The sequence below is a fragment of the Vibrio sp. RE86 genome, from assembly GCF_013114545.1.
Classification (GTDB): Bacteria; Pseudomonadota; Gammaproteobacteria; order Enterobacterales; family Vibrionaceae; genus Vibrio.
The window spans coordinates 163512-189269 of sequence record NZ_VTXI01000009.1 but is presented as its reverse complement, the minus strand read 5'-3'; the positions used below and the strand labels follow the sequence as shown (position 1 = coordinate 189269).

Sequence of the window (25758 nt, the reverse complement as noted above, 5' to 3'; positions counted from 1 at the left end):
CAAGACGGCAGTTTTTATTTAACTCACTTAATTAACGAAAATAAGTGATGGTGACAAAAGTCTCAACCTAGATGAGAACTATTCCAAGCCATATTTAAAAAGAGATAAATAGTAAGTGAACACTTACATAGATACACTAGCCAGCCCCCTTATGCGATCCACTTCAAACTGTATATTTCGAGCAAAAAACAGCCAATCATTTAACTTTTAACAGTATTGACGAGGTTTAAATGGGTTTTAACGTTTTTAACGGGAATACCAATTGCGAAAATTAACGTGAAGGTGTTTTCTTACTGTGCCTAAGGCCTACAGGCCACTCTCAATCTCCTACCTCCTCCGGAAAGAGAATTGAACGAGAGGTAGGCCTTAGTGAGTGTTTATCAATTGATGACATTCCATCCATATAAGTGAAATGAAAGCAAATAGTAAGGAACAGCTATGCTTGCCAACATTAAAAAAACAGCACTAGCAACAGCAATTATTGCAACAGCAGCAACAGGATTTACATCAGTTGCAGCAGCCGCTGAACGCAGTGAACTAACTATCCACCCTAAAGAGTTCACCACTTTCGTACGTAACTTCAACCCGTACCTAGGTGCTACTAACCTACACACTACAACTGACTTCCTATACGAGCCATTAGTCGTCTTCAACGAAATGCAGGGCAACACGCCTGTATTCCGTCTAGCAGAGAACTACACAATTGCAGACGATCTACTAAGCGTTGTATTTGACCTACGTAAAGGTGTGAAGTGGTCTGACGGTGAAACATTCAACGCAGACGACGTAATTTTCTCTTTCAACCTAGTTAAAGAGAAACCAGAACTAGACCAAAGCGGTATCAACTCTTGGGTTTCTAGCGTAGAGAAGTTGAATGACTACCAAGTTAAGTTCAACATCAAAGAAGCGAACTCAAACGCACCTTACGAAATCGTAAAAGTGCCTGTAGTACCACAGCACGTTTGGAGCAAGATCGAAGATCCTTCAACGTTCACTAACGAAAACCCTGTAGGTTCTGGTCCATTTACTGAAATCGCAACTTTCACTCCTCAGCTTTACGTTCAGTGTGAAAACCCGAACTACTGGGATGCAGATAACCTAGATGTTGACTGTCTACGTGTTCCTCAAATCGCAAACAACGACCAATTCCTAGGTAAAGTTGTTAACGGCGAAATGGACTGGACTTCATCGTTCATCCCTGACATCGACCGCACTTACGCGGCTGCAAGTCCTAACCACCAGTACTGGTACCCGCCAGCAGGTACACAAGCGTTCGTAGTTAATTTCAAGCACCCAGACGCTGCTAAAAACGAAGCACTAACTAACGTAGACTTCCGTCGCGCATTCTCTATGGCTCTTGACCGTCAAACTATCATCGATATCGCGTTCTACGGTGGCGGTACAGTGAATGACTTCGCATCTGGTCTAGGTTACGCGTTTAAGACTTGGTCTGACGAAGGCACGCACAAGAAATACCAAGGCTTCAACACATACAACGTTGAAGGCGCTAAAGAGCTTCTAGAAAAAGCAGGCTTTAAAGACGTAAACAAAGATGGTTTCGTTGACACTCCATCAGGTAAGTCTTTCGAGCTTCTGATTCAATCTCCTAATGGTTGGACTGACTTTAACAACACAGTTCAGCTAGCAGTTGAGCAGCTAGCAGAAGTAGGTATCAAAGCAAAAGCTCGTACTCCAGATTTCTCTGTGTACAACCAAGCAATGCTTGAAGCAACGTATGACGTAGCTTACACCAACTACTTCCACGGCGCGGATCCACACCTATACTGGAACAGTGCTTACAACTCAGAGCTACAGTCTGGCGACGGTATGCCTCGTTTTGCAATGCACTACTACAAGAACGACAAGCTAGATGGTCTTCTAAACAGCTTCTACAAGACTGCTGATAAGAACGAACAGCTAGAAATCGCTCACGGTATCCAGCAAATCATTGCTTCTGACCAAGTAACGATTCCAGTAATGTCTGGTGCTTACATGTTCCAATACAACACAACTCGCTTTACTGGTTGGTGGAACGAAGAAAATCCAAAAGGCCGTCCAAACATTTGGGCTGGTATCCCAGAGCGTCTACTACACGTACTGGACCTAAAACCAGTTAAATAAGTAGTTGTTCTATCTTGTGGCGCACTTTCTGTGCGCCACTCAATCCCCCACTCTCTGAGTTATTTGCAATATGGCGCTAGTCGTCAGGGGATTTTTCGCTCTAAATTTGAACTTTCGCTAGGAGCGACCTGAAACCAGAAACAGGGAAAATCTGGGTGAGTAAGGTGTGAGTTATGGGTTATTTTTTAAGACGTTTGTCGTTTTACTTTGTCGCGTTATTAGTTGCTGCGACTTTAAACTTTATTATTCCTCGTGCAATGCCGGGCGATCCGGTAACCATGATGTTTGCGAACGCTTCGGTTCAGGTAACACCGGAACGTATTGCCGCGATGAAAGAGCTACTTGGCTTTGTTGATGGCGGCCTATTTACACAATATGTTGCCTACATGAAAAACATTCTTAGCTGGGAGCTAGGGACATCGATTCAGTTCTACCCACTGTCAGTGAACAAGCTTCTAGGTGGCGCATTCGGCTGGTCACTATTTCTAGCTGGCTCTGCGGTTATTCTTTCTTTCTCTATTGGCTCAATACTAGGTATTTTTGCTGCTTGGAAACGAGGCAGTAAATACGATGCTTTCGTTACTCCAGGAATGCTGATCATTCAGGCGGTTCCTCAGGTTGTAATCGCAATGATGGCATTGTTCATCTTCGCCATTGGACTCAAGTGGTTCCCAACAGGTTACGCCTACACTGCTGGTGTCAGCCCTGACTGGACGAGCTGGGAATTCTTCAAAGATGTTGCTTACCACGCCGTTCTTCCTCTGTTCTGTGCATCCATCATTCAAATTGGTGGCTTCCTAGTAAACATGCGTAACAACATGATTAACCTATTAGCAGAAGACTACATCACTATGGCTAAAGGTAAGGGCCTAAGTGAAAACCGCGTAGTATTCAATTACGCCGCACGTAACGCACTACTACCAAGTGTGACTGCCCTATCTATGTCATTAGGTATGGCGATTGGTGGCCAGTTAATCATTGAAATCATCTTTAACTACCCTGGTCTTGGTACTGTTCTCCTTAACGCTATTCACGCTCGTGATTACCAAGTTCTTCAAGGCCAATTGATCATCATGACGCTATTCATGCTGTCGTTTAACCTAATTGCCGACATGCTTTACGTTGTTCTCGATCCTCGCCTTCGTAAGGGAGGGAAATAATTATGAAAGACCTATTTAAACTTATCCTTGGCAACGCTTACGCGTGTGTTGGTTTAGCGATTGTTTCTATCTTTATCTTTATGGCTCTTGCTGCACCTCTATTGACTAAGCATGCGCCAGACAAACGTACTGGTAACCCACACGAGTACCCAAGCTTTATTGTGAAGTCTGCACAGGCGAACCCAGATGGTTGGGTGGCTGAAAACTTAGCCACTGACCGTCGCACAATGATTATGTCGAAAAAAGCGGACCACGTACTTGGTACTAGCCGTATGGGCCGTGACATTTGGTCTCAGCTTCTGCACGGTGCGCGTATCTCTTTAGCGGTAGGCTTCGGTGCTGGTCTGACGGTTTGTTTCTTGGCAACAGTTATCGGTATCTCAGCAGGTTACTTTGGTGGACGTGTTGATGATGTACTGACTGCGGCAATGAACATCATGCTGGTTATCCCGCAATACCCTCTACTCTTCGTACTCGCGGCATTCATTGGTGAGGCAGGACCATTAACCATTGCCATTATCATCGGCTGTACCTCCTGGGCTTGGGGTGCGAGGGTTATACGCTCACAAACGTTGGCTCTGCGTGAGAAAGAGTTTGTTAAAGCCGCTGAAGTTCTTGGTGAATCTTCATTCCGCATCATCTTCGTTGAGATTTTGCCAAACCTTATTCCAATCGTCGGCGCGAGCTTCATTGGCTCAGTAATGTACGCAATTGGTATGGAATCTATCATCTCATTCCTAGGTTTGGGCGACCCAAGCACAATCAGTTGGGGCATCATGCTTTACAACGTACAAACCTCATCAGCAATGCTTATCGGCGCGTGGTGGGAAGTTATTGCCCCTTGTTTGGCTCTAACTGTTCTTGTTACAGGTCTTGCACTGCTTAACTTTGCTGTTGATGAAATTGCTAACCCGCAGCTTCGTTCACACAAAGGTATGAAACGCTGGAAGAAACTTGCTGAGGCGGACAAGAAAGAACGTACGCCAGAAATGCCACCACAAAATGCACTTTGGAGCGGAGATAAATAATCATGACAGCACCACTCATTTCTATCCGCAACTTATGCGTTGACTACATCACAGCCGCGGGCGATGTCCGCGCGTGTAACAATGTAAGCTTTGATATTGCACCTGGTGAGGTCTTTGGCCTCGCTGGTGAGTCAGGGTGTGGTAAATCAACTGTCGCATTCTCACTGATGCGTCTTCATAAGCCGCCAGCATTTATCACTGGTGGCGAGGTAATCTTCAATGGCGAAGACATCCTTAAGTACAGTGATGAGCGCATGCAAGCGTTCCGCTGGAGTGAGATGTCGATGGTGTTCCAGAGTGCGATGAATGCGCTCAACCCTGTACTGACAATGGAGGACCAGTTCTGTGACGTGATTATGCGTCACACGAACATGACACGTGAGCAAGCAGTTAAACGCGCTGAAGGTCTGCTTGAAATTGTTGATATCCACCCAAGCCGTTTAACTGACTACCCGCACCAGTTTTCTGGTGGCATGCGTCAACGCTTGGTTATCGCAATCGCTCTCGCATTGAATCCAAAAATGATCATCATGGATGAACCAACAACGGCGCTTGATGTTGTCGTTCAGCGCGAGATTCTGCAAAAAATCTACGCTCTGAAAGAAGAGTTTGGTTTCTCTATCCTATTCATTACTCACGATCTTTCGTTGATGGTTGAGTTCTCAGACCGCATCGGAATCATGTACTCCGGCGAGCTGATCGAAGTCGCTCCATCAAAAGAGATCTTGGAAAGCCCTTACCACCCTTACACCAAAGGTCTGGGTAGTTCTTTCCCTCCATTAACAGGCCCTAAGACGAAGCTAACGGGTATTCCAGGTAACCCACTGAACTTATTAGAAGTTCCACAAGGTTGTCGATTCCAAGCCCGTTGTGACCGTGTCCATGAAGCATGTACTCGTGTCCCTACTCAGCTAAGACAAATAGAGCCAAGTCGTTTCTCAAACTGTCACCTTTACGGCGACCCAATTGCTCAAGCCAAGCTCTAGCAAACATTGAGAAAAAATAAAAAAGATTACTGGAGACAATTATGAGCAAAGAATTTGGTGAGCTATTGGTGGAAGGGAAAAACCTAGTTAAAGATTTCCCAATCAATAGTAATTCATTACAACAACCGATGATGCGAGCGATCAACGACGTATCATTCAAAATGTACAAAAGCCGTGGCCTAGCGGTCGTTGGTGAATCGGGTTCAGGTAAGTCTACAACGGCGAAAATGATCGCAAAAATGTATGCGCCGACCCAAGGTTCTATCGAGTACAAAGGGCGTGATATTAAAACGATCAATTCACGTTCTGACCTGATGAACTATCGTGAAGGTGTTCAGATGGTTTGGCAAGACCCGTTTGGTTCATTAAACCCAACACATAACATCTATCACCATATTTTGCGTCCTCTACTGATTCACAAAAAGGTGGATCCTCGCAATAAGAAAGAGCAAGAAGAGCGTGTCTATGATCTTCTTGAGCAAGTGGGCTTGATCCCACCAAAAGAGACCGCGCAAAAGTTCCCGCACCAACTTTCTGGTGGTCAGCGTCAGCGTGTCAACCTTGCTCGTAACATTGCTGTTGGCGCAGAAGTAGTATTGGCTGATGAACCGACATCGATGCTTGATGTATCAATCCGTGCAGGTGTATTAAACCTGATGGAAGAGATGAAGTTTGAGAAGCAGATGTCTCTACTTTACATCACTCACGATATCGCAACGGCACGTTACATCGCTGAAGATCTTTCGGTTATGTATGTTGGCCATATGGTGGAATGGGGTGACACTGATGAGATCATTCATAACCCTCAGCACCCATACACTCAGCTATTGGTATCAGCGGTTCCAGATCCAAGTAAGTCGATTCACGAGAAACTGAAAGGCAACAAAGGCGAGATTCCACTTTGGACGCCAGCTTCAGCAGGCTGCCCGTTTGCAGGTCGTTGTCAGCATGCGACAGACAAATGTCGTGAACAGTTACCTGAAGTGACTCAACTATCTGAGAACCACTTTGTCCGTTGTTACCTATACGAAAATTAATGCTAACAGGCCAAGAGCACTGCTCTTGGCCAAATAACTAAATCAATAACTAATTAATTTCGGAGATTTTAATGCTGCTACTTACTAACCACATTGGTTATGACGCCCTTGGGCCTAAGCAGGCTGTATTGATGACTCGTAAGCCACGTCTTTCGTCTACCACTGCGCTGTTAGTCTGTGCTGACAGTCATCAAACTGTAGCGTCTTTTGATATCGAAAAAGGTACTAAAGTCGCCAACTGGCACCAAGGGAATTTTTTTCGCATTGAATTCTCTCATTTTGAAAAACAGGGTAGCTACTACCTAAAAGCAGATAACCTACGCTCCGAAGTATTCACCATTGATACAGGATTACTGTTAAAACGTACCTTCTCTGACGTCCTTCACTACTTCAAGTCTCAGCGATGCGGCGGTCGTTTTGATAAACAAGACCGAGAGGCTCCACTACTAGGCAGCAACGAAACTGTCGATGTACATGGCGGATGGTATGACGCATCGGGTGACGTCAGTAAATACTTTAGTCACCTCTCTTATGGTAACTACTTAAACCCTCAGCAAATTCCAATGGTTGTTTGGAACATGATCAAAGGTTTAGATCATATCAAAAACCAAGAGTCAGTCGCACAATTCTCTAAAGTTAGATTACTCGAAGAAGCCTTATTTGGTGCTGATTTTCTCGTGCGTATGCAAAACCCAGCCGGCTTTTTCTACATGACCGTATTCGATAAATGGTCCAAAGATATCAAGCAACGTGAAATCTGTGCTTACGCCACTCAAGAAGGTCACAAATCAGATGACTACCAAGCTGGTTTTAGACAAGGTGGCGGCGTTGCAATTGCCGCACTTGCAGCCGCATCAAGACTAGAAGAATCTGGCGAATATCAGCAAGCTGATTACCTTAAAGCAGCGGAACAAGGTTATTGGCACTTAAAAGAGTTTAATCGCCAATACCTTAATGACGGTGAAGAAAACATTATCGACGAGTATTGCGCGCTTCTAGCGGTAGTCGAACTCTTTAAAAGCACCAACAATAGTGACTATTTAGCTGAGTGCCGTCTATGGAGTCAGAAGCTTGAGCAACGTCAGCAAAGCGACGAGCAATGCGAGAATTTTTGGTCCGCAAACCAGGATGGCAGCAGACCTTACTACCACGCAGCAGAAGCCGGGCTTCCTGTCATCGCTCTGTGTGAATATCTCTCAATTGAAACTGAAGTTAAGCTTAAGCAATCAATTCTTCAAACCATTACCCAAGCGATCAATTTTGAGCTGACGGTTACAAGCCATGTTGCTAACCCATTTGGATACCCTCGCCAATATGTAAAAGCCGTTGATAGTGACAAGCGAGATTCATTCTTTGTTGCACAGAACAATGAGACTGGATACTGGTGGCAAGGTGAAAACGCTCGACTAGGCTCACTCAGCACGATGGCTTTCATTGCCTTACCTTTCCTTGAAGATAAAGCCACCGCTGAAAAGCTGCTGTCTTTTGCACAAAATTCTCTGAATTGGGTGCTGGGCTTAAACCCTTACGACATGTGTATGTTAGATGGTCACGGCCACAATAACCCTGATTACCTACCAGATTTAGGCTTTTTCAATGCAAAAGGCGGGATCTGCAATGGTATTACTGCCGGCTTTGAAGACGAAAATGACATCGCCTTTAACCCGCCGAAACAGAAAGATGACATGCTACAAAACTGGCGTTGGGGCGAGCAGTGGATCCCTCACGGTGCATGGTACCTGTTAGCTACCCTTCATCATTCCACTTACTTTTCTTCATTGGAGGTCAAATAATGGGCTTCTATTACGTAGGTATCGACGGTGGTGGCACTTCATGTCGCGCAAGAATCCGTAATGAAGACGGAACACTGATTGGTGAAGCGAAAAGTGGCAGCGCCAACATACTGCTGGGTGTCGATGTTGCGATGAGTTCTATTCTTGATGCCACTACTCAAGCTGCCAAGCAAGGTAACCTAAACGAATCACACTTCAGTTCAATGCATGTCGGTCTCGCCTTAGCGGGCGCTGAGCAAAAGTCTGCATGGCAAAAGTTTATGACCTTATCTCACCCTTTTGCTTCTATGGTCCTCAATACCGACGCCTATGGCGCATGTATTGGCGCTCATAACGCTGACTCAGGTGCCATCATGATTGCGGGCACTGGATCTTGTGGCATCTACCTCAGTAATGGTGAACAACATGTTGTTGGCGGACGTGAATTCCCAATCTCAGATCAAGGTGGTGGCGCGGTTATGGGGCTTCACTTGATACAGCAGGTGTTGCTTGCTGAAGATGGCATTATCGAAAAGACGCCCCTAGCTCATCACGTGATGACACATTTTAACCACGATGTTGATCAAATCGTCGAGTGGTCTAAAAGTGCTTTGCCTCGTGATTATGGTCAGTTTTCCCCAGCCATCTTCCAATACGCACAACAAGGTGATGCACTCGGCATCAAAATGTTAAAGCAAACAGCGGCAGATATCGAAATGTTCCTGGTAGCATTGAATCGTAAAGGAGCAACACGAATTTGTTTAATGGGCAGTATCGCTGAACGCATCAAAGCTTGGTTATCACCTCCTGTTCAAGCTTGGATTGTAGAACCCCAATTTGACGCTATTGAAGGCGCGTTAATGTTTGCTGGCAAAGCAGAACATAACCTGTACTAAGGATTAATCTATGAGCTACCGCGTTGAACTTGCCGTTCTTTCTGAGCAAAAACAGTTTTGCCGCTTTGGCTTAACGCTGCACAATTTAACTGATCGTGACCTAAGTAACTGGCGTCTTCAGTTTATTGTCGATCGCTTTATCCAGCCCGATAGTTTTACTCACGGTGTCATTGAGCAAGTTGGCAGTTTTTGTACTGTTCAACCAGACGTTGACGTATTGCCGGCTAACCAACATTACTACTGTGAATTTAGTATCAACACGGCTCCTCTGCGTTTCTATACTGATGGATTTAAAGATGCACTGATACTGACTGATGACGACTCTCAAAGCCATCCAGTCACCCTCACACCAATCGCATTGGCATCACCATATCGTGAGCGCAGTGAGGTTCCAAATGTTGAGAGTCAGTCGCCCCCTCTAATTCCTAAACCGAACCATATCGAACGCTCTGAAGGCAACTTTAAGATCACCCCATCGAGTCAGATAACTCTGCAAGCGACATTAGCGGAAAAAGCAGCGACTTGGCTGCAAACTGAGTTAACTCGTATATACGGTTTTAGTGCGCAAGCCATTGGGCAAAGCGACATTGTCTATCGTAACAACCCAACACTAGATGAAGGCGAGTATCAACTTACCGTTTCTGCTTCAGGTGTCCGACTTGAAGCGGGTTCGCGAACTGGATTTACTTACGCGAGCGCCTCACTACTGCAGCTTATTGAACAAGACGATAGCCAAGGCTTGCAGGTCCCATACATCAAGATCATTGACCGCCCGAGATTTAAATACCGTGGCATGATGTTGGACTGCACTCGTCATTTCCACTCTATAGAGACGGTTAAGCGCCTTATAAATCAACTCGCTCACTACAAATTTAATACCTTTCACTGGCACCTAACTGATGACGAAGGCTGGCGTGTAGAGATCAAAGCGCTACCTGAACTCACTTCGATCGGTGCATATCGTGGAGCAGATATGGCTCTAGAACCACAATATAGCCAACTTGGCCATATCTACGGTGGTTATTACAGCCAAGATGAGATCAAAGAGATCATCGCATACGCAGAAGATCGAGGTATCAATATCATTCCAGAAATTGATATTCCGGGTCACTGCCGCGCGGCCATCAAAGCGTTGCCAGAGCTTCTGTGCGATCCAGATGATCGCTCTCAATACCGCAGTATTCAGCACTATAACGATAATGTGCTATCTCCTGCACTGCCTGGCACTTACCAATTTATCGATACCGTACTCGAAGAGATCGCAGAGCTATTCCCATCCACTTGGGTACATATCGGCGCTGATGAAGTACCTGATGGCGTTTGGCTTGAGAGCCCAGCTTGTCAGGCACTGATGAATAAAGAGGGTTACCAAAGCACAAAAGAGCTTCAAGGGCATCTGCTGCGCTATGCAGAAAAGAAACTGCGCTCACTAGGAAAACGAATGGTCGGTTGGGAAGAAGCTCAGCACGGCAATAAGGTCAGTAAAGACACGGTTATCTATTCATGGCTGAGTGAAGAGGCCGCTCTAAACTGCGCGAAGCAAGGCTTTGACGTGATCTTGCAGCCAGCTCAATCTACCTATCTTGATATGACCCAAGATTACAGCCCTGAAGAACCTGGCGTCGATTGGGCTGCGGTTACTCCTCTGGAAAATGCATATCGTTATGAGCCTTTAGCTCAGGTTCCAGAGCAAGACCCAATTCGCAAACGAATTTTAGGCATTCAATGTGCCTTATGGAGTGAGATTGTGACCAATCAATCTCGCATGGATTACATGATCTTCCCGAGACTAACCGCCATGGCTGAAGCTTGCTGGACAGTGAAGTCGGAAAGAGATTGGGAAGACTATTTAACGCGGTTGAAGGGTCATTTACCTCTGCTTGATAAACAAGAGATTCAATACCGTCATCCGTGGAAATAACAACAACCGAATGACCATCATTCGCTGTTTTCACTAGCTTAAAGTTTTGGCTACCCCGCTGGTAGCTTGGTAAAAAGGAAATTAACATGAAATACGGCTATTTCGATAACGACAATCGTGAATACGTCATCACTCGACCTGACGTCCCTGCACCATGGACGAACTACTTAGGCACAGAGAAGTTCTGTACCGTTATCTCACACAACGCTGGCGGCTACTCATTCTACAATTCGCCAGAATATAACCGTGTTACCAAGTTCCGTCCAAATGCGACATTTGATCGCCCTGGACACTATGTCTATCTGCGCGATGATGAGACTGGAGACTACTGGTCTATCTCATGGCAGCCTGTTGCGAAAAGCTTAGACGAAGCCAACTACGAAGTACGTCATGGCCTTTCTTACTCTAAGTTCAAATGTGAATACAGCGGCATTACGGCTACGAAGACTCTATTCGTTCCTAAAGGTGAAGATGCAGAAGTGTGGGATGTTGTGATTAAAAACACATCAGACAAACCACGTACTATCAGTGCTTTCTCATTTGTTGAGTTTTCATTCAGCCATATTCAATCTGACAATCAAAACCATCAGATGTCCCTATATTCTGCAGGCACTGAATATCGTGAAGGTGTTATTGAGTACGATCTTTACTATAACACTAATGACTTTGAAGGCTTCTACTACCTTGCTTCAACGTTCAATCCTGACTCTTATGACGGTCAGCGTGATAGCTTCTTAGGTTTATACCGTGATGAAGCGAATCCTATTGCTGTTGAACAAGGTAAATGTTCAAACACAGCACAAACTTGTTACAACCACTGTGGCTCTTTGCACAAGCAGTTCACTATCCAACCAGGAGAGGAAGTACGTTTCGCTTACATTCTAGGTATTGGTAAAGGCAACGGTGAACGCCTGCGTGAGAAATACCAAGATCTTGCCAATGTAGATGCTGCATTCGCGGGTATCAAAGAGCACTGGAACGAGCGTTGTGACAAGTTCCAAGTAAAATCTCCAAACGAAGGTCTCGATACCATGATCAACGCTTGGACACTTTACCAAGCTGAAACGTGTGTTGTTTGGTCTCGTTTTGCTTCGTTCATTGAAGTGGGCGGACGTACTGGACTGGGTTACCGTGATACTGCGCAAGATGCGATTTCTGTACCTCATGCAAACCCAGAAATGACGCGTAAGCGTATCGTTGATCTTCTTCGCGGTCAGGTAAAAGCCGGTTACGGTCTGCACCTATTTGATCCAGATTGGTTCGATCCTGAGAAAGCTGATGTCGCTCCATCTAAATCGCCGACAGTCGTACCAACGCCATCGGATGACGATAAGATCCACGGTATTGAAGACACTTGTTCTGATGACCACCTATGGCTAGTCCCGACCATCTGTAAGTATGTGATGGAAACAGGTGAACACAGCTTCTTTGATGAAATGATCCCTTATGCAGATGGTGGTGACGCTTCTGTTTACGATCACATGAAAGCAGCGCTAGATTTCTCTGCAGAGTACGTAGGGCAAACAGGTATCTGTAAAGGTCTACGCGCAGACTGGAACGACTGTCTGAACCTAGGCGGTGGCGAATCATCAATGGTCTCATTCCTTCACTTCTGGGCACTACAAGAGTTTATCGACCTTGCTAAGTTCTTGGGCAAAGACGCAGATGTAGAGAAATACACAGAAATGGCAGCGAACGTTCGTGAAGCGTGTGAAACACACCTTTGGGATGATGAAGGCGGTTGGTACATTCGTGGTCTGACTAAAGATGGTGACAAGATCGGTACTGCTCAGCAAACAGAAGGTCGAGTTCACTTAGAGTCAAATACGCTAGCAGTATTGTCTGGTGCCGTTTCTCAAGAGCGTGGTGAGAAAGCGATGGATGCAGTGGATGAGAACCTATTCTCAGAGTATGGCTTACACCTAAACTCTCCGTCGTTCGCAACACCAAATGATGATATCGGCTTTGTAACTCGCGTTTACCAAGGCGTAAAAGAGAACGGTGCAATCTTCTCTCACCCGAACCCATGGGCATGGGTAGCGGAAGCAAAACTTGGTCGCGGCGACCGCGCAATGAAGTTCTACGATGCACTCAACCCATATAACCAAAATGAGATCATCGAGAAGCGTATCGCAGAACCATACTCATACGTACAGTTCATCATGGGACGTGATCACCAGGATCATGGCCGTGCGAACCACCCATGGCTAACAGGTACATCTGGCTGGGCTTACTTTGCGGTCACTAACTTTATTTTAGGCGTACGTACAGGCTTTGATGGACTAACGATTGATCCTTGTATCCCTACCCAATGGCCAGGATTTGAGGTCACTCGCCAATGGTTAGGTGCAACCTACAATATTAAAGTTGAGAACCCAGCATCAGTGAGTAAAGGCGTGAAATCTATCACCGTCAATGATGAGCAAGTAGCAGGAAACACGATTCCTGTCCAAGCCGATGGCAGCGTTAACAGCGTGGTAGTCACCCTAGGATAACCATCAAAAGAGCCTCTGAGCAGAGGCTCTTTTTTGTATAAAGGATTAAAACCATGATTAAGTTTGGTACTGGTGGCTGGCGCGCTTTTATTGGCGAAGAGTTCACCAAAGACAATGTTCAGTTAGTCGCTCAAGCACTCGCAAACATCATCAATAATGAGAACGTCGCAGACAAAGGGTTCATCGTTGGTTATGACCGCCGCTTCCTGTCAGACAAGGCGGGGCGATGGTTTACAGAAGTATTAGCCGCTAACAACGTCAAAGTCAGCTTCATTGATAAATTTGTTCCAACCCCGATAGTGATGTTCAAAGCGAAAGAGATGGGCTGTGCCTACTCAGCTTGTATTACCGCTTCACATAACCCGGCTGACTACAATGGCATCAAAGTATTTATCGAAGGTGGACGTGACGCCGATGAAGTAATCACAGAAAAAATCGAAACTCAGATCGCCAGCCTGACACAAGCTGACGTTAAGAGTGTCGATTTTGAACAAGCTGTTGAAGATAAATTGGTTGATGTGATCAACCCAATGAATGAGTTCGTTGACTCAATCATCAACTTTGTCGATATCGAAGCGATCAAGCGTGCCAATTTACGCGTCCTGATTGACCCTATGTTTGGTGTCGCGAAAAACGCTCTGCAAACCGTATTGATCAATGGCCGCTGTGATGTAGATGTTATCAACGATGGCAAAAACCCAGACTTTGGTGGCTTAATGCCTTCACCAAGTGCCGCTACCTTATATCGTCTAAAACACCTAGTCGCAGCAGAAGGTTATGACATTGGTATTGGTACCGATGGCGATGCCGACCGTTTAGGTATCATCGATGAAAAAGGTAACTTTATTCACCCGAACGAAGTTCTCATCCTACTCTACTACTACTTGTTGGAGTACAAAGGTTGGAAAGGCTCGGTTGTTCGTAACATCGCAACCACCCACATCTTGGATAAGATCGCTGCTGATCATGGTGAGAAGTCATTCGAAGTACCGGTGGGCTTTAAGCATATCAGCTCTCAAATGGAAGCCGATGATTCTCTAATCGGCGGCGAGAGCTCTGGCGGTTTGACCATTCGAGGCCATATTAAGGGTAAGGATGGCGTTTTTGCTTCTAGCTTACTGGTTGAGATGATTTCAGTTACGGGTAAAAAGCTGTCTGAACTTCTTGATGAGATCTACGCCAAGTATGGCTACGCCTATACCGCAGAAGGTGATTGCACCTTTAAGCCTGCGCAAAAAGAGGTGCTCTACAACCGAATCTATGTTGAGAAGCAACTGCCTGAATTCGACTTTGATATTGACAAAGTCAGTTATGAAGATGGCGCTAAGGTCTACTTTAAAAACGGAGGCTGGGTAATCGCTCGCTTCTCAGGTACCGAGCCATTGCTACGTATCTTTGCTGAAATGGAAAACCAAGACATTGCCGAATACGCCGTTCAGCAAGTTAAGGACTTCTTACAATTGTAACTGTTCATGATCCAAGCTTGAACCACAGAATATCATACTATAAAATGAGATTTCCATTTGTTGGAGATTATCGATGTTCAAACAAGCTTGGGTCAGTGTCTTCGTTATCAACTGTCTCGTCATTCTATTCCCTCTCTACAGTATCTATGAGCACTGGAGAGATATTGAGAACACCTATGAATGGGAATATCGTGAAGGCGCAATGCTCGACGTAGCATTAACAGAACAAGCGATAAGTTCTACCTTCCGACAAGTCGTGTTGTTACTCACCCACCTGGACAAGCAAATCGAAAGCATCGACCTTTCCACTAATACCGGTAAGCGACAACTGGAAAACCTAACTGGATTTATTAAGCAAGACTTTAAAGGCCTGTATTCTCTGCATGTTTTCAATAACCAACAAGAACCGCTCATTGAATTAGGAGAAAGCGTTCTTAGTTTTGTTGATCAATCCCAGTTTAGTTTTCACCAGTTACTCACAGAGAAGACACCCGTAAAGTTAGGAACATTTCCGGCTCACCCTCAGCAAAACAGTTCAACAGACTCTAGAGCACTCATAGCGACATCAATCATCGATAACAATGGTTCGCCTTTTTTATTCGTCATTGGACTAAGCTTGCAAGAGTTATTCCCTTCATATGGATACTCTTCAGAGATCACTCGTATGACCGTAAATGAAGCTGGTGAGTTTATTTCAACCGGTAACTCGGTCTATGAACACTTTCAAACTGCTGATAGCTCATTCGCCGCCAGGTACCCTCAACTTTGGCAGCAAATGCAAGAGGAAACCAAGGGCAGTAGCTTTTACCAAGATCATTGGTATTCATACCTAAAAGTTACGGTTCCAGCCTACCCTAAAGATAGTACAGGGTACATTGTCAGTAAGTTCGCCTCTAAGAACTTGGATGAATACCATCAAGAACGACTTAACGCTCTCACCATGCGCTTAGTTGTTCTACTGTTCCTCGACGCTATATTGATCCTTCTGCTAAGTAACATCATTCAAATTAGACGGCAGAATACGCTCGAGAAAAAGCTATTTGATGTCGCGGTCGATAATCTTACTGCGAACGTTATCTTAAACAAAAATGGCAAGATCACTCGCTACAACGAAGGTTTCAGAACCATGTTCGACCTTCATGACATAGACCTAACTGGAAAGGCGATAGATTCCATTGATCAATATTCGAGTTACTTGGATAACTTCTCTAGTTTCAACTTTCACTTTGACAGTTTGGAACATTGGGAAAGTGAAATACTGCTCAATACCCATCAAAGTGGCGGAATGACCGCTCTATTTAAGCTGCAAAGTGTGAAAGATGAGTACGATGAAACTCAATATGTCGTTCTCTCATTCACCGATATTAGCGAACGAAAGGTATATGAGAATCAGCTCAAGGCACTCAGTGAAAAAGACGCGATGACACAAGTATGGAATCGCCGGAAATTTGATGAAAAACTACAAGAAGTATCGGGCTCACTAAAACGCTACCCTGATTCAGGCGCATCCTGCTTAGCGATTCTAGACATCGATCATTTCAAAGGAATCAATGACAAATATGGCCACCTTCACGGTGATTCCATCATCAAGAACTTCGCTCAGACAATGGAGAAAGTCTGCCGAGAAACCGATCATGTTTCACGTTTAGGTGGAGAGGAGTTCGCGATCATTTTCAGCCATACACACATAGAAGAAGCCTGTATTGCTGTAGAGCGTATTAGACAAGTCTTAACTGAAGCTGAGGCAAGTTATACTTTCAGCGCGGGGATTGCTACGATAACTTCTGATACAACGAAGAGCTTCACCCTAGCTGATGAAGCCCTTTACTTAGCCAAAAACAGTGGCCGTAATAGAACCTGTTTGAACAAAGATTAAAAAGCGAGAACGCCTTGCGTCTCGACTTTCACTGACACTTGCTGGCCAATCGAGAGGGGCTCGGAAGAACTGGCTAGCAGGCGGCTTCCACTCGCGTCAATCACATAGCGGCAGTGGTCACCCATGAATTGTTGTTCAAGCACAGTAACGCAACTGTCATCAGTGGCACTGATCTGCACATGCTGAGGACGAAGCAGCAATTCACAACTCTCACCAATTTGAATGTGTTGTTGCGCTGTCGCTTCAACCAAGCCCAGCTCTGTTTCAAATTCTGATTCAGAGGAACGTTTAGCCGTTAGGTAGCTACCACCACCTAAGAAGTCGGCAACAAACTTACTTGATGGTTGATAGTAAAGCTCACTAGCCGTGCCATATTGTTCAATTACGCCATGGTTCATCACTGCCATTTTGTCGGCAAACGCGAAGGCTTCTTCACGGCTGTGCGTAACGAAGATTGCAGTCACACCCTGCTTCTTAAAGATCTTACGGATCTCTCCTATCAGCTCGTGGCGCACTTGCGTATCGATATTCGAAAACGGTTCATCAAGTAACAATAAATCTGGCTTGTAAGCTAAAGAACGTGCAATCGCCACTCGCTGCTGCTGACCACCAGAAAGTTGATGTGGAAAACGCTCGCCGTATCCATCAAGATGAACCAACTCTAGCATCTCCTCAACTTTCGTATTCTGCTCCGCTGAAGATAAATCTCGTAGGCCGAACGCCACATTCTGCGCCACGGTAAGGTGAGGAAACAGCGCATAATCTTGGAAGATCATTCCGATATTACGCTGCTCTGGAGGCAGCCAGTTATCACCATCATCAATCATCATACAGTTGAGACTCATCTCACCTGAACTGAGGGGCAACAAGCCAGCAATTGCTTTCAAAAGTGTCGTTTTTCCACAACCACTCGCCCCCAATAGACAAACAATCTCACCCTGATCGACATCCAAAGAGAGCGACTCCAACACTGTCGTTTGCTCATCGTACTTACAGGTTAAGTTTTTAATGGATAGTGCACAGCTCATCAGTGGGAATGCTCCAGAGAACGGTTAACGATTACGAGGGGAACTAAGCCTACAAGAACAAGTAGAACCGCAGGCATCGCTGCAAGTTCTAAATGCTCGTCAGAAGCGAAGTTATAAACATACGTGGCTAAGGTTTCAAAGTTGAATGGACGAAGTAAAAGCGCCGCATTGAGCTCTTTCATTGACTCAATAAAGACCAGTAACCCAGCAATCAACGCGCCGCGACGCACCAACGGAAAATGCACTCGCCAAAGCATGGTATTGGCGTTACACCCCATTGTGCGAGAGGCCATGTCTAAAGAGGGAGAAACCTTACTTAAACTGCTTTCAATACTGCCAATTGCGACAGCAGAGAAGCGAACGACCATCGCAAAAATCAACGCAAACATGGAACCAGAAAAGATCAAACCTGGACGTCCCCAATCCATGTACTTAGCCACATCATTGACGAGGTGATCCATAAACAACACTGGCACCATGACGCCGATTGCGAGAACGGTACCCGGCACCGCGTAACCCATCGAAGATAGGCGCATAAAAGCTAAGCTCTTACGACCTGGGTTCACACGCTGACAAAAATTAACGATAAGAGCAACAAGTACACCAATCACAGCTGCGGTTAGAGAAACATACAAACTGTTAAGTGCATATTCACGGAACTCAGCGGTCCAACTTTGCGCAAAATATTTGTAAGCATAGATAACAAGCTGGCCGAGAGGAAAGATAAAGGCCACACATACCAGTCCCCAACACCATGAAACAGCTAACCATTTCTTCCATCCAGTCAGCTTATAACGAAAGTCTTCTCGGCTACTGAACTGATTTTGGAACAGTTTCTGTTTACGTCGGCTATAACGCTCGCTGCTTAGCAACAAGATAACAACCACCAGCATAATCGCTGAAATCTTCGCAGCGGCGGTCAAACTCGAGTAGCCAAGCCACGTATCGTAAACGGCTGTGGTTAGGGTATTAACCGCAAAGTAACTCACTGTTCCGAAATCACCCACCGTCTCCATCGCAACAAGCGATAAACCAACAGCAATCGAAGGACGAACAAGAGGCAGAGAAATACGGCGGAAACTCTCCCAAGGCGAACACTTAAGTAGGCGAGCTGATTGCAACAAAGAGACGTTTTGCTCCATAAAGGCAGCTCGACAAAGCAAGTAAACATAAGGATAGAGCACTAAGGAGAGAACGATAATCGCACCGGTTAGAGTACGAATATCTGGAAACCAGTAGTCCCCTGGTCCCCACCCCGTTAAGTCACGGAGTAAAATCTGGATTGGACCTGCAAAATCAAACCAATCAGTAAAGATGTAACCTACGATATAACCAGGCATCGCAAGTGGCAGAACCAAAGCCCACTGCAGTACACGCTCGCCTGGGATGCGACACATTGCCATCACCCACGCGGAAGGAATGCCAAATAACAGGGAAAGCGCCATCGTCCCCGCAACCAGAGCTACGGTATTGAAAGCGTAAGTGGGCATTACTGTCGACATCAAATGGCTGAATAGCTCATTGGTCTCTCCGACAGCAGTGGTGAATATCGCTAAGATCGGCAAAACCAGTAGCAGAGCGAGGACTCCACTACTGGTTTTCCATAAATAATTTTTCTCTTTCATCGCCTAATTACAACGAGGCTCTATGAAACACAAATGCGGCTGCAAATACATCTCATATCCTTTTGATAGTCTAAGAGTATTTATACCCAGATAGTTTCCTTTCTTCAAGGTACAGAGCCGATTTGCGTGCACCTGAAGTTACTTTAGGTATATAACAAACAACCCCAAGTGCCAAAAAAGCAACTTGAGGTTGTATTCGTTCGGTCAAAGACCTTTAAGGAAGACTATTATAGGTCGAACTTAACTTCGTCTAGAAGTTTGATAGCAGCTTCATGGTGATCTGCGATCTCGTCTAGAGAGATAGTATCTGCTTTGAAATCACCCCAAGAAGCAACTAGCTCAGAACGCTCAACGCCTGCTTTAACTGGGTACTCGTAGTTCACTTCAGCGTACATGCTTTGTGCTGTATCACCCGCTAGGAACTCCATAAGCTTAACAGCGTTCTCTTTGTTAGGAGAGTACTTAGCCATCGCCATACCAGAAATGTTTACGTGAGTACCCGTTGTTGCTTGGTTAGGGAAGTTAATGTAAACCGCATCAGCCCAAGCTTTTTGCTCTTTATCGTTAACCATCTTACCTAGGTAGTAGCTGTTACCAAGAGAAACGTCACAAAGACCTTCTTTGATTGCTTTAACCTGTGCACGGTCGTTGCCTTGAGGTTTACGAGCTAGGTTAGCTTTAACGCCTTCTAGCCACTCTTTAGTTTCTGCTTCGCCTTTGTGAGCAATCATCGAAGAAACTAGAGATACGTTGTAAGGGTGCTTACCGCTACGAGTACAGATTTTACCTTTGAACTCTGGCTTAGCTAGATCAGCGTAAGTGAAGTCTTCACCTAGGCGGCCAACACGGTCACGTGAAGAGTAAACGCTACGAGTACGAGTGGTTAGAGCAAACCACTCATTGTCAGCATCTTGGTACTGAGCTGGAATGTTCTTCTCTAGAATGTCGCTTTCAACAGCTTGAACAAGATCTTGCTTAGTCAGCTCAGATAGACGGCTGATATCTACCGTTAGAATAACATCAGCAGGGCTGTATTCACCCTCTTGAGCTAGCTTCTCTGCTAGACCTTTCTTTGCGAACTTAACGTTTACTTTAATACCTGTTTCTTTAGTGAATTCGTTGAACATTGGCTCAACTAGGAAAGGTTGGCGGTAAGAGTATACGTTTACTTCTTCTGCAGCGATTGCAGCTGTAGGTGCGATAGTTGCGCAAGCTAGAGCAGAAAGAGTTAGCAATTTTTTCATTGGTTCAGTCCTTTAACATCGTAACGATAATGTTTATCAGTTGCGTTATTATATTCATCATAATTTAGAAAACAATGATTAGACACAAAAAAACCTGCTCATTAGAGCAGGTTTCAAGTGGGAAAATGTAAATGTCTGTAAATTATTTAACAGTTACAAACTCAGGATAAGCGCCTACACCACAATCGTGCATGTCCATACCTTCAAGCTCTTCGTCTTCCGATACACGGATACCAACTGTCGCTTTTAACACCGCCCAAACCACAAGACTTGCACCAAACACCCAGCCAAAGATCACTACTGCACCTAGAAGCTGAGCACCAAATGTTGCGTCACCATTGCTTAGAGGCACAACCATTAGGCCGAAGAAACCACACACACCGTGTACAGAGATAGCACCTACTGGATCATCAATCTTAAGCTTGTCTAGGCCGATGATGCTGAATACTACGATTGCACCTGATACTGCACCAATAGCAACTGCATATAGTGGTGATGGAGACAGTGGGTCAGCAGTAATTGCTACAAGACCAGCTAGTGCACCATTAAGAATCATAGTCAGGTCAGCTTTGCCCCAAGTTGTCTTACATACAAATAGTGCTGCAATTGCACCTGCTGCTGCTGCTGCATTTGTATTTAGGAAGATTTGACCTACCGCAGTTGCATTCTCAAAGTCAGAAACCATTAGTTGAGAACCACCATTGAAGCCAAACCAACCAAACCAAAGGATAAATGTACCTAACGTCGCAAGCGGCATGTTTGAACCAGGAATTGGGTAGATTTCACCGTTCTTACCATATTTACCTTTACGAGCACCTAGTAGAAGTACGCCTGCTAGAGCTGCTGCTGCACCTGCCATGTGTACGATACCTGAACCTGCGAAGTCACTAAAGCCTGCTTCTGATAGGAAACCGCCGCCCCATGTCCAGTAACCTTCCATTGGATAAATGAATGCTGTTAGTACTGCTGAGAAGATTAGGAATGACCATAGCTTCATACGTTCAGCTACCGCACCTGACACGACAGACATTGCTGTTGCGACAAATACTACTTGGAAGAAGAAATCTGATTCTAGAGAGTGGTCAGCGCCTTCACCTTGCGTACCAATCAGTGCACCAAATGATGGCAACCAACCACCTTCACCATTATCGACATACATAATGTTGTAACCAACAATCAAGTACATCGTACAAGCGATTGCGTATAGGCAGATATTCTTGGTCAAAATCTCAGTCGTGTTTTTAGAGCGAACAAGGCCAGCTTCTAACATTGCAAAGCCTGCTGCCATCCACATTACTAACGCACCTGAAATGAGAAAGAAAAAGGTGTCTAGTGCGTAACGTAATTCGGTTACTGTTGTTGTTAATTCCATCTTATTGTCTCCAGTCCTTAGAATTCTTAAAGCGCTTCAGCGTCCATTTCGTTAGTACGAATGCGCACAGCTTGAGTCAGGTCGTAAACAAAAATCTTACCGTCACCAATCTTACCTGTGTGTGCCGCTTTGGTTACCGCTTCGATAACACGGTCAACATTCTCTTCTTGTGTCGCGATTTCTAATTTCACTTTTGGTAAGAAATCAACTTGGTACTCAGCGCCTCGGTATAACTCAGTGTGACCTTTCTGACGGCCAAAGCCTTTGACTTCTGATACTGTCATCCCTTCAATACCGACATCGGCTAGGGCTTCGCGTACATCATCTAGTTTGAACGGTTTGATAATCGCATTAATTAGTTTCATCGCATCCTCTCTGAAAGCTATCGTCCTTTTACTTTTTATAATCCAAGCTACGTGCCAAGTTTTTAAGGCATTGATTTAAAAGAAAATAACAATAAAACAGCCCTCTAGAACGCAAAAAGGCGCACCGTTATGGTGCGCCCTACTCACAATATTAAGGCAAGGCTCATAAACCTCACCAATAATGTGCATCTACTTTGTGGTTAAGAACTCTTTCCACTGTTCGATCATCAGTTCAAAATCCTCTAACCCGCAACTCGCGGTGCTTTCACTGTCATAAAAATCGAACTCACTATCCGCGTCCATCTCGTCACCGTGAGCTAACACGTTCTCTTGGACAATCACTTCATCGCCTTGGATATTGACACTTATTTCTGTCCCCAATAGAAGGTGCTCTTTTTGAGGTTCCATTCGAGCTTGATCAGTTAACTGTTCAACTTGAGCGATCTTGTCCCAGTTTTTGCCGATCTCTTCTTGAAGCCAACGACCTACAATCTCATGGCCCATGCTCGATTTGACATAGTATTCGCCCATTAATGTGTTTCTAATAAACTCGAATTCCATTGAACAGCACCCTCAAAAATTTGGACCGAGAGTATATAGCGTTCCAATCACAAGCACAAAAAAAGCGCCTACCGAAGTAGACGCTCTATCATTTGGGTTCCTCTATGCAGCTTCAGCTACAAATATGAGAAAGGGTTATGCTGGCTCTTGGAAAATAACCGTGTCTGCTTTCTCTGTGTACTGACCCATCTTATGGAAGTTCAAGTAACGGTATGTGTCAGCTGCCGTTGCATCAATCTTCTGAGCGTACTCTAGGTACTCTTCCTTAGTTGGAATGCGACCCAAGATTGCACCAACTGCAGAAAGCTCAGCAGACGCTAGATAAACGTTCGCACCTGTACCCAGACGGTTCGGGAAGTTACGCGTTGATGTAGACATCACGGTTGCTTTGTCCGCTACGCGCGCTTGGTTACCCATACATAGAGAACAGCCTGGAGTTTCGATACGAACCCCCGCACGCCCAAAGATACCGTAGTAACCTTCTTCTGTTAGCTGATCTTTATCCATCTTAGTTGGCGGAGCCACCCATAGACGCGTGCTTAGCGAACCATTGAACTCTTCTAGCATCTTACCCGCTGCTCGGAAGTGACCGATGTTGGTCATACATGAACCGATGAACACTTCTTGGATCTCTGTACCTTGAACTTCAGATAGTAGACGAGCATCATCTGGATCGTTCGGCGCACAAAGCACTGGTTCAGTGATATCAGCAAGGTCAATCTCAATAACATGAGCGTACTCAGCGTCAGCATCAGCAGACAGAAGCTCTGGGTTAGCTAACCACTCTTCCATTGCTGTGATACGACGTTCAATCGTACGCACGTCACCGTAACCTTCTGCAATCATCCACTTAAGCATAGTGATGTTCGAGTTTAGGTACTCTTCGATAGACTCTTGAGATAGCTTAACTGTACAACCTGCCGCAGAACGCTCTGCAGACGCATCTGATAGCTCAAATGCTTGCTCAACAGATAGGTGCTCTACACCTTCAATTTCTAGTACGCGACCAGAGAATTCGTTGATCTTACCTGCTTTTTCAACCGTCAGTAGACCTTGCTTGATGCCGTATAGAGGGATAGCATGTACTAGGTCACGTAGTGTGATACCTGGCTGCATTTCACCTTTGAAGCGAACCAAGATTGATTCCGGCATATCAAGTGGCATAACACCTGTTGCTGCTGCAAACGCAACAAGACCAGAACCTGCAGGGAATGAAATACCCAGAGGGAAACGAGTATGCGAGTCACCACCAGTACCTACTGTATCAGGCAGAAGCATACGGTTTAGCCATGAGTGGATAACACCATCACCAGGGCGTAGAGAAACACCAGCACGGTTCATAATGAAGTCAGGCAGAGTATGGTGCGTATTCACATCAACTGGTTTCGGGTATGCCGATGTGTGACAGAAAGACTGCATTACTAGGTCTGCTGAGAAGCCAAGACACGCAAGGTCTTTTAGCTCATCACGCGTCATAGGACCTGTCGTATCCTGAGAACCTACAGTCGTCATCTTCGGCTCACAGTACTGACCTGCGCGAACGCCTTCTACGCCACACGCTTTACCAACCATCTTCTGAGCTAGTGTATAGCCTTTATCTGACGCTGTTGGATCAATTGGCTTAGCAAACAGGTCTGTTTCTTCTAGACCTAGAGACGTACGAGCGCGGCTTGTTAGGCCACGACCAATGATCAGTGGAATACGACCACCAGCACGAACTTCATCAAGCAATACTTTGCTTAGTTCGAAGCTTGAGATTTCTGCGCCGTCTTTACGTACAACACCTTCGTATGGGTAGATATCAATCACATCGCCCATGTTCATGTCTTGTACATTCAATTCAATCGGTAGTGCACCTGAATCTTCCATTGTGTTGTAGAAGATTGGAGCGATCTTACCACCTAGGCAAACACCGCCAGTGCGCTTGTTCGGTACGTATGGGATATCTTCACCCATAAACCAAAGTACAGAGTTAGTTGCAGATTTACGTGAAGAACCTGTACCAACAACATCACCTACATACGCCAGCTGAATGCCGTCTTTTTGCAGTTCTTCGATCTGTTTGATTGGACCAACAGTACCTGCGTCATCTGGGTTAATACCGTCACGCTCCATTTTCAGCATCGCTTTAGCGTGTACTGGGATATCTGGGCGAGACCATGCATCTGGTGCTGGAGATAGATCATCGGTGTTAGTTTCACCAGTGACCTTGAATACTTTAACAGTGATTTTCTCTGCAACTTTCTCTTTAGAGGTAAACCACTCGGCATCCGCCCAAGATTGCAGAACTTGCTGTGCGTAGCTGTTGCCTGCTTTCGCTTTCTCTTCTACATCATAGAAAGCATCAAACATAAGCAGAGTATGAGATAGAGCTTTAACCGCGATTGGCGCAAGAGCTTCGTCATCAAGTAGTGAAATCAGTGACTCGATGTTGTAACCACCTTGCATAGTGCCTAGTAGTTCAGCAGCCTTTGCTGGGCTTACTAGTGGTGATTCCACTTCACCTTTAGTAATTGCTGTTAGGAAACCAGCTTTAACGTAAGCGGCTTCATCTACACCTGGTGGGATGCGGTTCTCGAGTAGGTCAAGAATGAACTCTTCTTCACCTTGAGGGGGATTTTTAAGAAGTTCTACTAGGCCAGCAACTTGCTCAGCATCTAGTGGTTTAGGAACAACTCCTTCAGCAGCACGCTCTTCGACGTGTTTACGGTAGGCTTCAAGCACGACTTTTTTCCTCTCATTGCGGTTCCTCCCTCTTATTGCTTATTTATTCAAAAAATAAGGGAGTGAACATCCTTGGAAACT

General features: G+C 45.3%; 18 protein-coding genes. 11 read left to right on the top strand and 7 right to left on the bottom strand.

Annotated elements, in window-relative coordinates; all coding sequences use genetic code 11:
- Window positions 1-438 precede the first annotated feature (438 nt).
- The 11 genes from F0231_RS11255 (at window position 439) to F0231_RS11205 (ending at window position 16758) form a co-directional block, all read left to right on the top strand.
- Window positions 439-2121, top strand: coding sequence for an ABC transporter substrate-binding protein (locus F0231_RS11255; RefSeq protein WP_171759818.1), 1683 nt, complete (start codon window positions 439-441; stop codon window positions 2119-2121).
- A gap of 173 nt (window positions 2122-2294) precedes the next feature.
- Complete coding sequence (locus F0231_RS11250) at window positions 2295-3281, top strand: ABC transporter permease (RefSeq protein WP_171759817.1); 987 nt, start codon at window positions 2295-2297, stop codon at window positions 3279-3281.
- 2 nt (window positions 3282-3283) lie between these two features.
- Entirely contained in the window at window positions 3284-4309 is a 1026-nt protein-coding gene (locus tag F0231_RS11245) for an ABC transporter permease (RefSeq protein ID WP_171759816.1), read from the top strand.
- A gap of 2 nt (window positions 4310-4311) precedes the next feature.
- Window positions 4312-5295 (top strand): ABC transporter ATP-binding protein, encoded by a 984-nt coding sequence (locus tag F0231_RS11240; RefSeq protein ID WP_171759815.1) that lies wholly within the window; start codon window positions 4312-4314, stop codon window positions 5293-5295.
- Window positions 5296-5336: 41 nt separating this feature from the next.
- Complete coding sequence (locus F0231_RS11235; RefSeq protein WP_171759814.1) at window positions 5337-6332, top strand: ABC transporter ATP-binding protein; 996 nt, start codon at window positions 5337-5339, stop codon at window positions 6330-6332.
- A gap of 71 nt (window positions 6333-6403) precedes the next feature.
- Window positions 6404-8125: a glycoside hydrolase family 9 protein gene (locus F0231_RS11230; protein WP_171759813.1), complete on the top strand. Its 1722-nt coding sequence runs from the start codon at window positions 6404-6406 to the stop codon at window positions 8123-8125.
- Window positions 8125-9000 (top strand): N-acetylglucosamine kinase, encoded by an 876-nt coding sequence (locus F0231_RS11225; protein ID WP_171759812.1) that lies wholly within the window; start codon window positions 8125-8127, stop codon window positions 8998-9000. The genes F0231_RS11230 and F0231_RS11225 overlap by 1 nt, the downstream gene beginning before the upstream one ends.
- 10 nt (window positions 9001-9010) lie before the next feature.
- A complete protein-coding gene (locus F0231_RS11220) occupies window positions 9011-10921 on the top strand; it encodes a beta-N-acetylhexosaminidase (RefSeq protein WP_171759811.1) in 1911 nt (636 codons plus the stop codon).
- 86 nt (window positions 10922-11007) lie between these two features.
- Window positions 11008-13416: a N,N'-diacetylchitobiose phosphorylase gene (locus F0231_RS11215; RefSeq protein ID WP_171759810.1), complete on the top strand. Its 2409-nt coding sequence runs from the start codon at window positions 11008-11010 to the stop codon at window positions 13414-13416.
- Between the two features lie 53 nt (window positions 13417-13469).
- A complete protein-coding gene (locus tag F0231_RS11210; RefSeq protein WP_171759809.1) occupies window positions 13470-14882 on the top strand; it encodes a phosphoglucomutase/phosphomannomutase family protein in 1413 nt (470 codons plus the stop codon).
- A gap of 73 nt (window positions 14883-14955) precedes the next feature.
- Window positions 14956-16758: a GGDEF domain-containing protein gene (locus F0231_RS11205; RefSeq protein WP_171759808.1), complete on the top strand. Its 1803-nt coding sequence runs from the start codon at window positions 14956-14958 to the stop codon at window positions 16756-16758.
- Here the strand turns inward: F0231_RS11205 and F0231_RS11200 are convergent.
- The 7 genes from F0231_RS11200 to acnB all read right to left on the bottom strand — a co-directional run bounded on the left by F0231_RS11200 (window position 16755) and on the right by acnB (window position 25677).
- A complete protein-coding gene (locus F0231_RS11200) occupies window positions 16755-17786 on the bottom strand; it encodes an ABC transporter ATP-binding protein (protein ID WP_171759807.1) in 1032 nt (343 codons plus the stop codon). The two genes, F0231_RS11205 and F0231_RS11200, sit on opposite strands and share 4 nt — an antisense overlap.
- Entirely contained in the window at window positions 17786-19411 is a 1626-nt protein-coding gene (locus F0231_RS11195; RefSeq protein ID WP_171759806.1) for an iron ABC transporter permease, read from the bottom strand. The genes F0231_RS11200 and F0231_RS11195 overlap by 1 nt, the downstream gene beginning before the upstream one ends.
- A 227-nt stretch (window positions 19412-19638) precedes the next feature.
- Window positions 19639-20655, bottom strand: coding sequence for a Fe(3+) ABC transporter substrate-binding protein (locus tag F0231_RS11190; protein ID WP_171759805.1), 1017 nt, complete (start codon window positions 20653-20655; stop codon window positions 19639-19641).
- Between the two features lie 142 nt (window positions 20656-20797).
- Window positions 20798-22027, bottom strand: coding sequence for an ammonium transporter (locus F0231_RS11185; protein WP_171759804.1), 1230 nt, complete (start codon window positions 22025-22027; stop codon window positions 20798-20800).
- Between the two features lie 26 nt (window positions 22028-22053).
- A complete protein-coding gene (locus F0231_RS11180; RefSeq protein WP_171759803.1) occupies window positions 22054-22392 on the bottom strand; it encodes a P-II family nitrogen regulator in 339 nt (112 codons plus the stop codon).
- 189 nt (window positions 22393-22581) lie between these two features.
- On the bottom strand, window positions 22582-22953 hold the full coding sequence (locus F0231_RS11175; RefSeq protein WP_171759802.1) for a YacL family protein: 372 nt from the start codon (window positions 22951-22953) through the stop codon (window positions 22582-22584).
- Between the two features lie 135 nt (window positions 22954-23088).
- Window positions 23089-25677: a bifunctional aconitate hydratase 2/2-methylisocitrate dehydratase gene (gene acnB / locus F0231_RS11170; RefSeq protein ID WP_171759801.1), complete on the bottom strand. Its 2589-nt coding sequence runs from the start codon at window positions 25675-25677 to the stop codon at window positions 23089-23091.
- Window positions 25678-25758: the final 81 nt, after the last annotated feature.

Coding starts and splice junctions, on each gene's coding strand:
- F0231_RS11255 (WP_171759818.1), top strand. CDS start 439: ATGCTTGCCAACATTAAAAAAACAGCACTAGCAACAGCAATTATTGCA.
- F0231_RS11250 (WP_171759817.1), top strand. CDS start 2,295: ATGGGTTATTTTTTAAGACGTTTGTCGTTTTACTTTGTCGCGTTATTA.
- F0231_RS11245 (WP_171759816.1), top strand. CDS start 3,284: ATGAAAGACCTATTTAAACTTATCCTTGGCAACGCTTACGCGTGTGTT.
- F0231_RS11240 (WP_171759815.1), top strand. CDS start 4,312: ATGACAGCACCACTCATTTCTATCCGCAACTTATGCGTTGACTACATC.
- F0231_RS11235 (WP_171759814.1), top strand. CDS start 5,337: ATGAGCAAAGAATTTGGTGAGCTATTGGTGGAAGGGAAAAACCTAGTT.
- F0231_RS11230 (WP_171759813.1), top strand. CDS start 6,404: ATGCTGCTACTTACTAACCACATTGGTTATGACGCCCTTGGGCCTAAG.
- F0231_RS11225 (WP_171759812.1), top strand. CDS start 8,125: ATGGGCTTCTATTACGTAGGTATCGACGGTGGTGGCACTTCATGTCGC.
- F0231_RS11220 (WP_171759811.1), top strand. CDS start 9,011: ATGAGCTACCGCGTTGAACTTGCCGTTCTTTCTGAGCAAAAACAGTTT.
- F0231_RS11215 (WP_171759810.1), top strand. CDS start 11,008: ATGAAATACGGCTATTTCGATAACGACAATCGTGAATACGTCATCACT.
- F0231_RS11210 (WP_171759809.1), top strand. CDS start 13,470: ATGATTAAGTTTGGTACTGGTGGCTGGCGCGCTTTTATTGGCGAAGAG.
- F0231_RS11205 (WP_171759808.1), top strand. CDS start 14,956: ATGTTCAAACAAGCTTGGGTCAGTGTCTTCGTTATCAACTGTCTCGTC.
- F0231_RS11200 (WP_171759807.1), bottom strand. CDS start 17,786: ATGAGCTGTGCACTATCCATTAAAAACTTAACCTGTAAGTACGATGAG.
- F0231_RS11195 (WP_171759806.1), bottom strand. CDS start 19,411: ATGAAAGAGAAAAATTATTTATGGAAAACCAGTAGTGGAGTCCTCGCT.
- F0231_RS11190 (WP_171759805.1), bottom strand. CDS start 20,655: ATGAAAAAATTGCTAACTCTTTCTGCTCTAGCTTGCGCAACTATCGCA.
- F0231_RS11185 (WP_171759804.1), bottom strand. CDS start 22,027: ATGGAATTAACAACAACAGTAACCGAATTACGTTACGCACTAGACACC.
- F0231_RS11180 (WP_171759803.1), bottom strand. CDS start 22,392: ATGAAACTAATTAATGCGATTATCAAACCGTTCAAACTAGATGATGTA.
- F0231_RS11175 (WP_171759802.1), bottom strand. CDS start 22,953: ATGGAATTCGAGTTTATTAGAAACACATTAATGGGCGAATACTATGTC.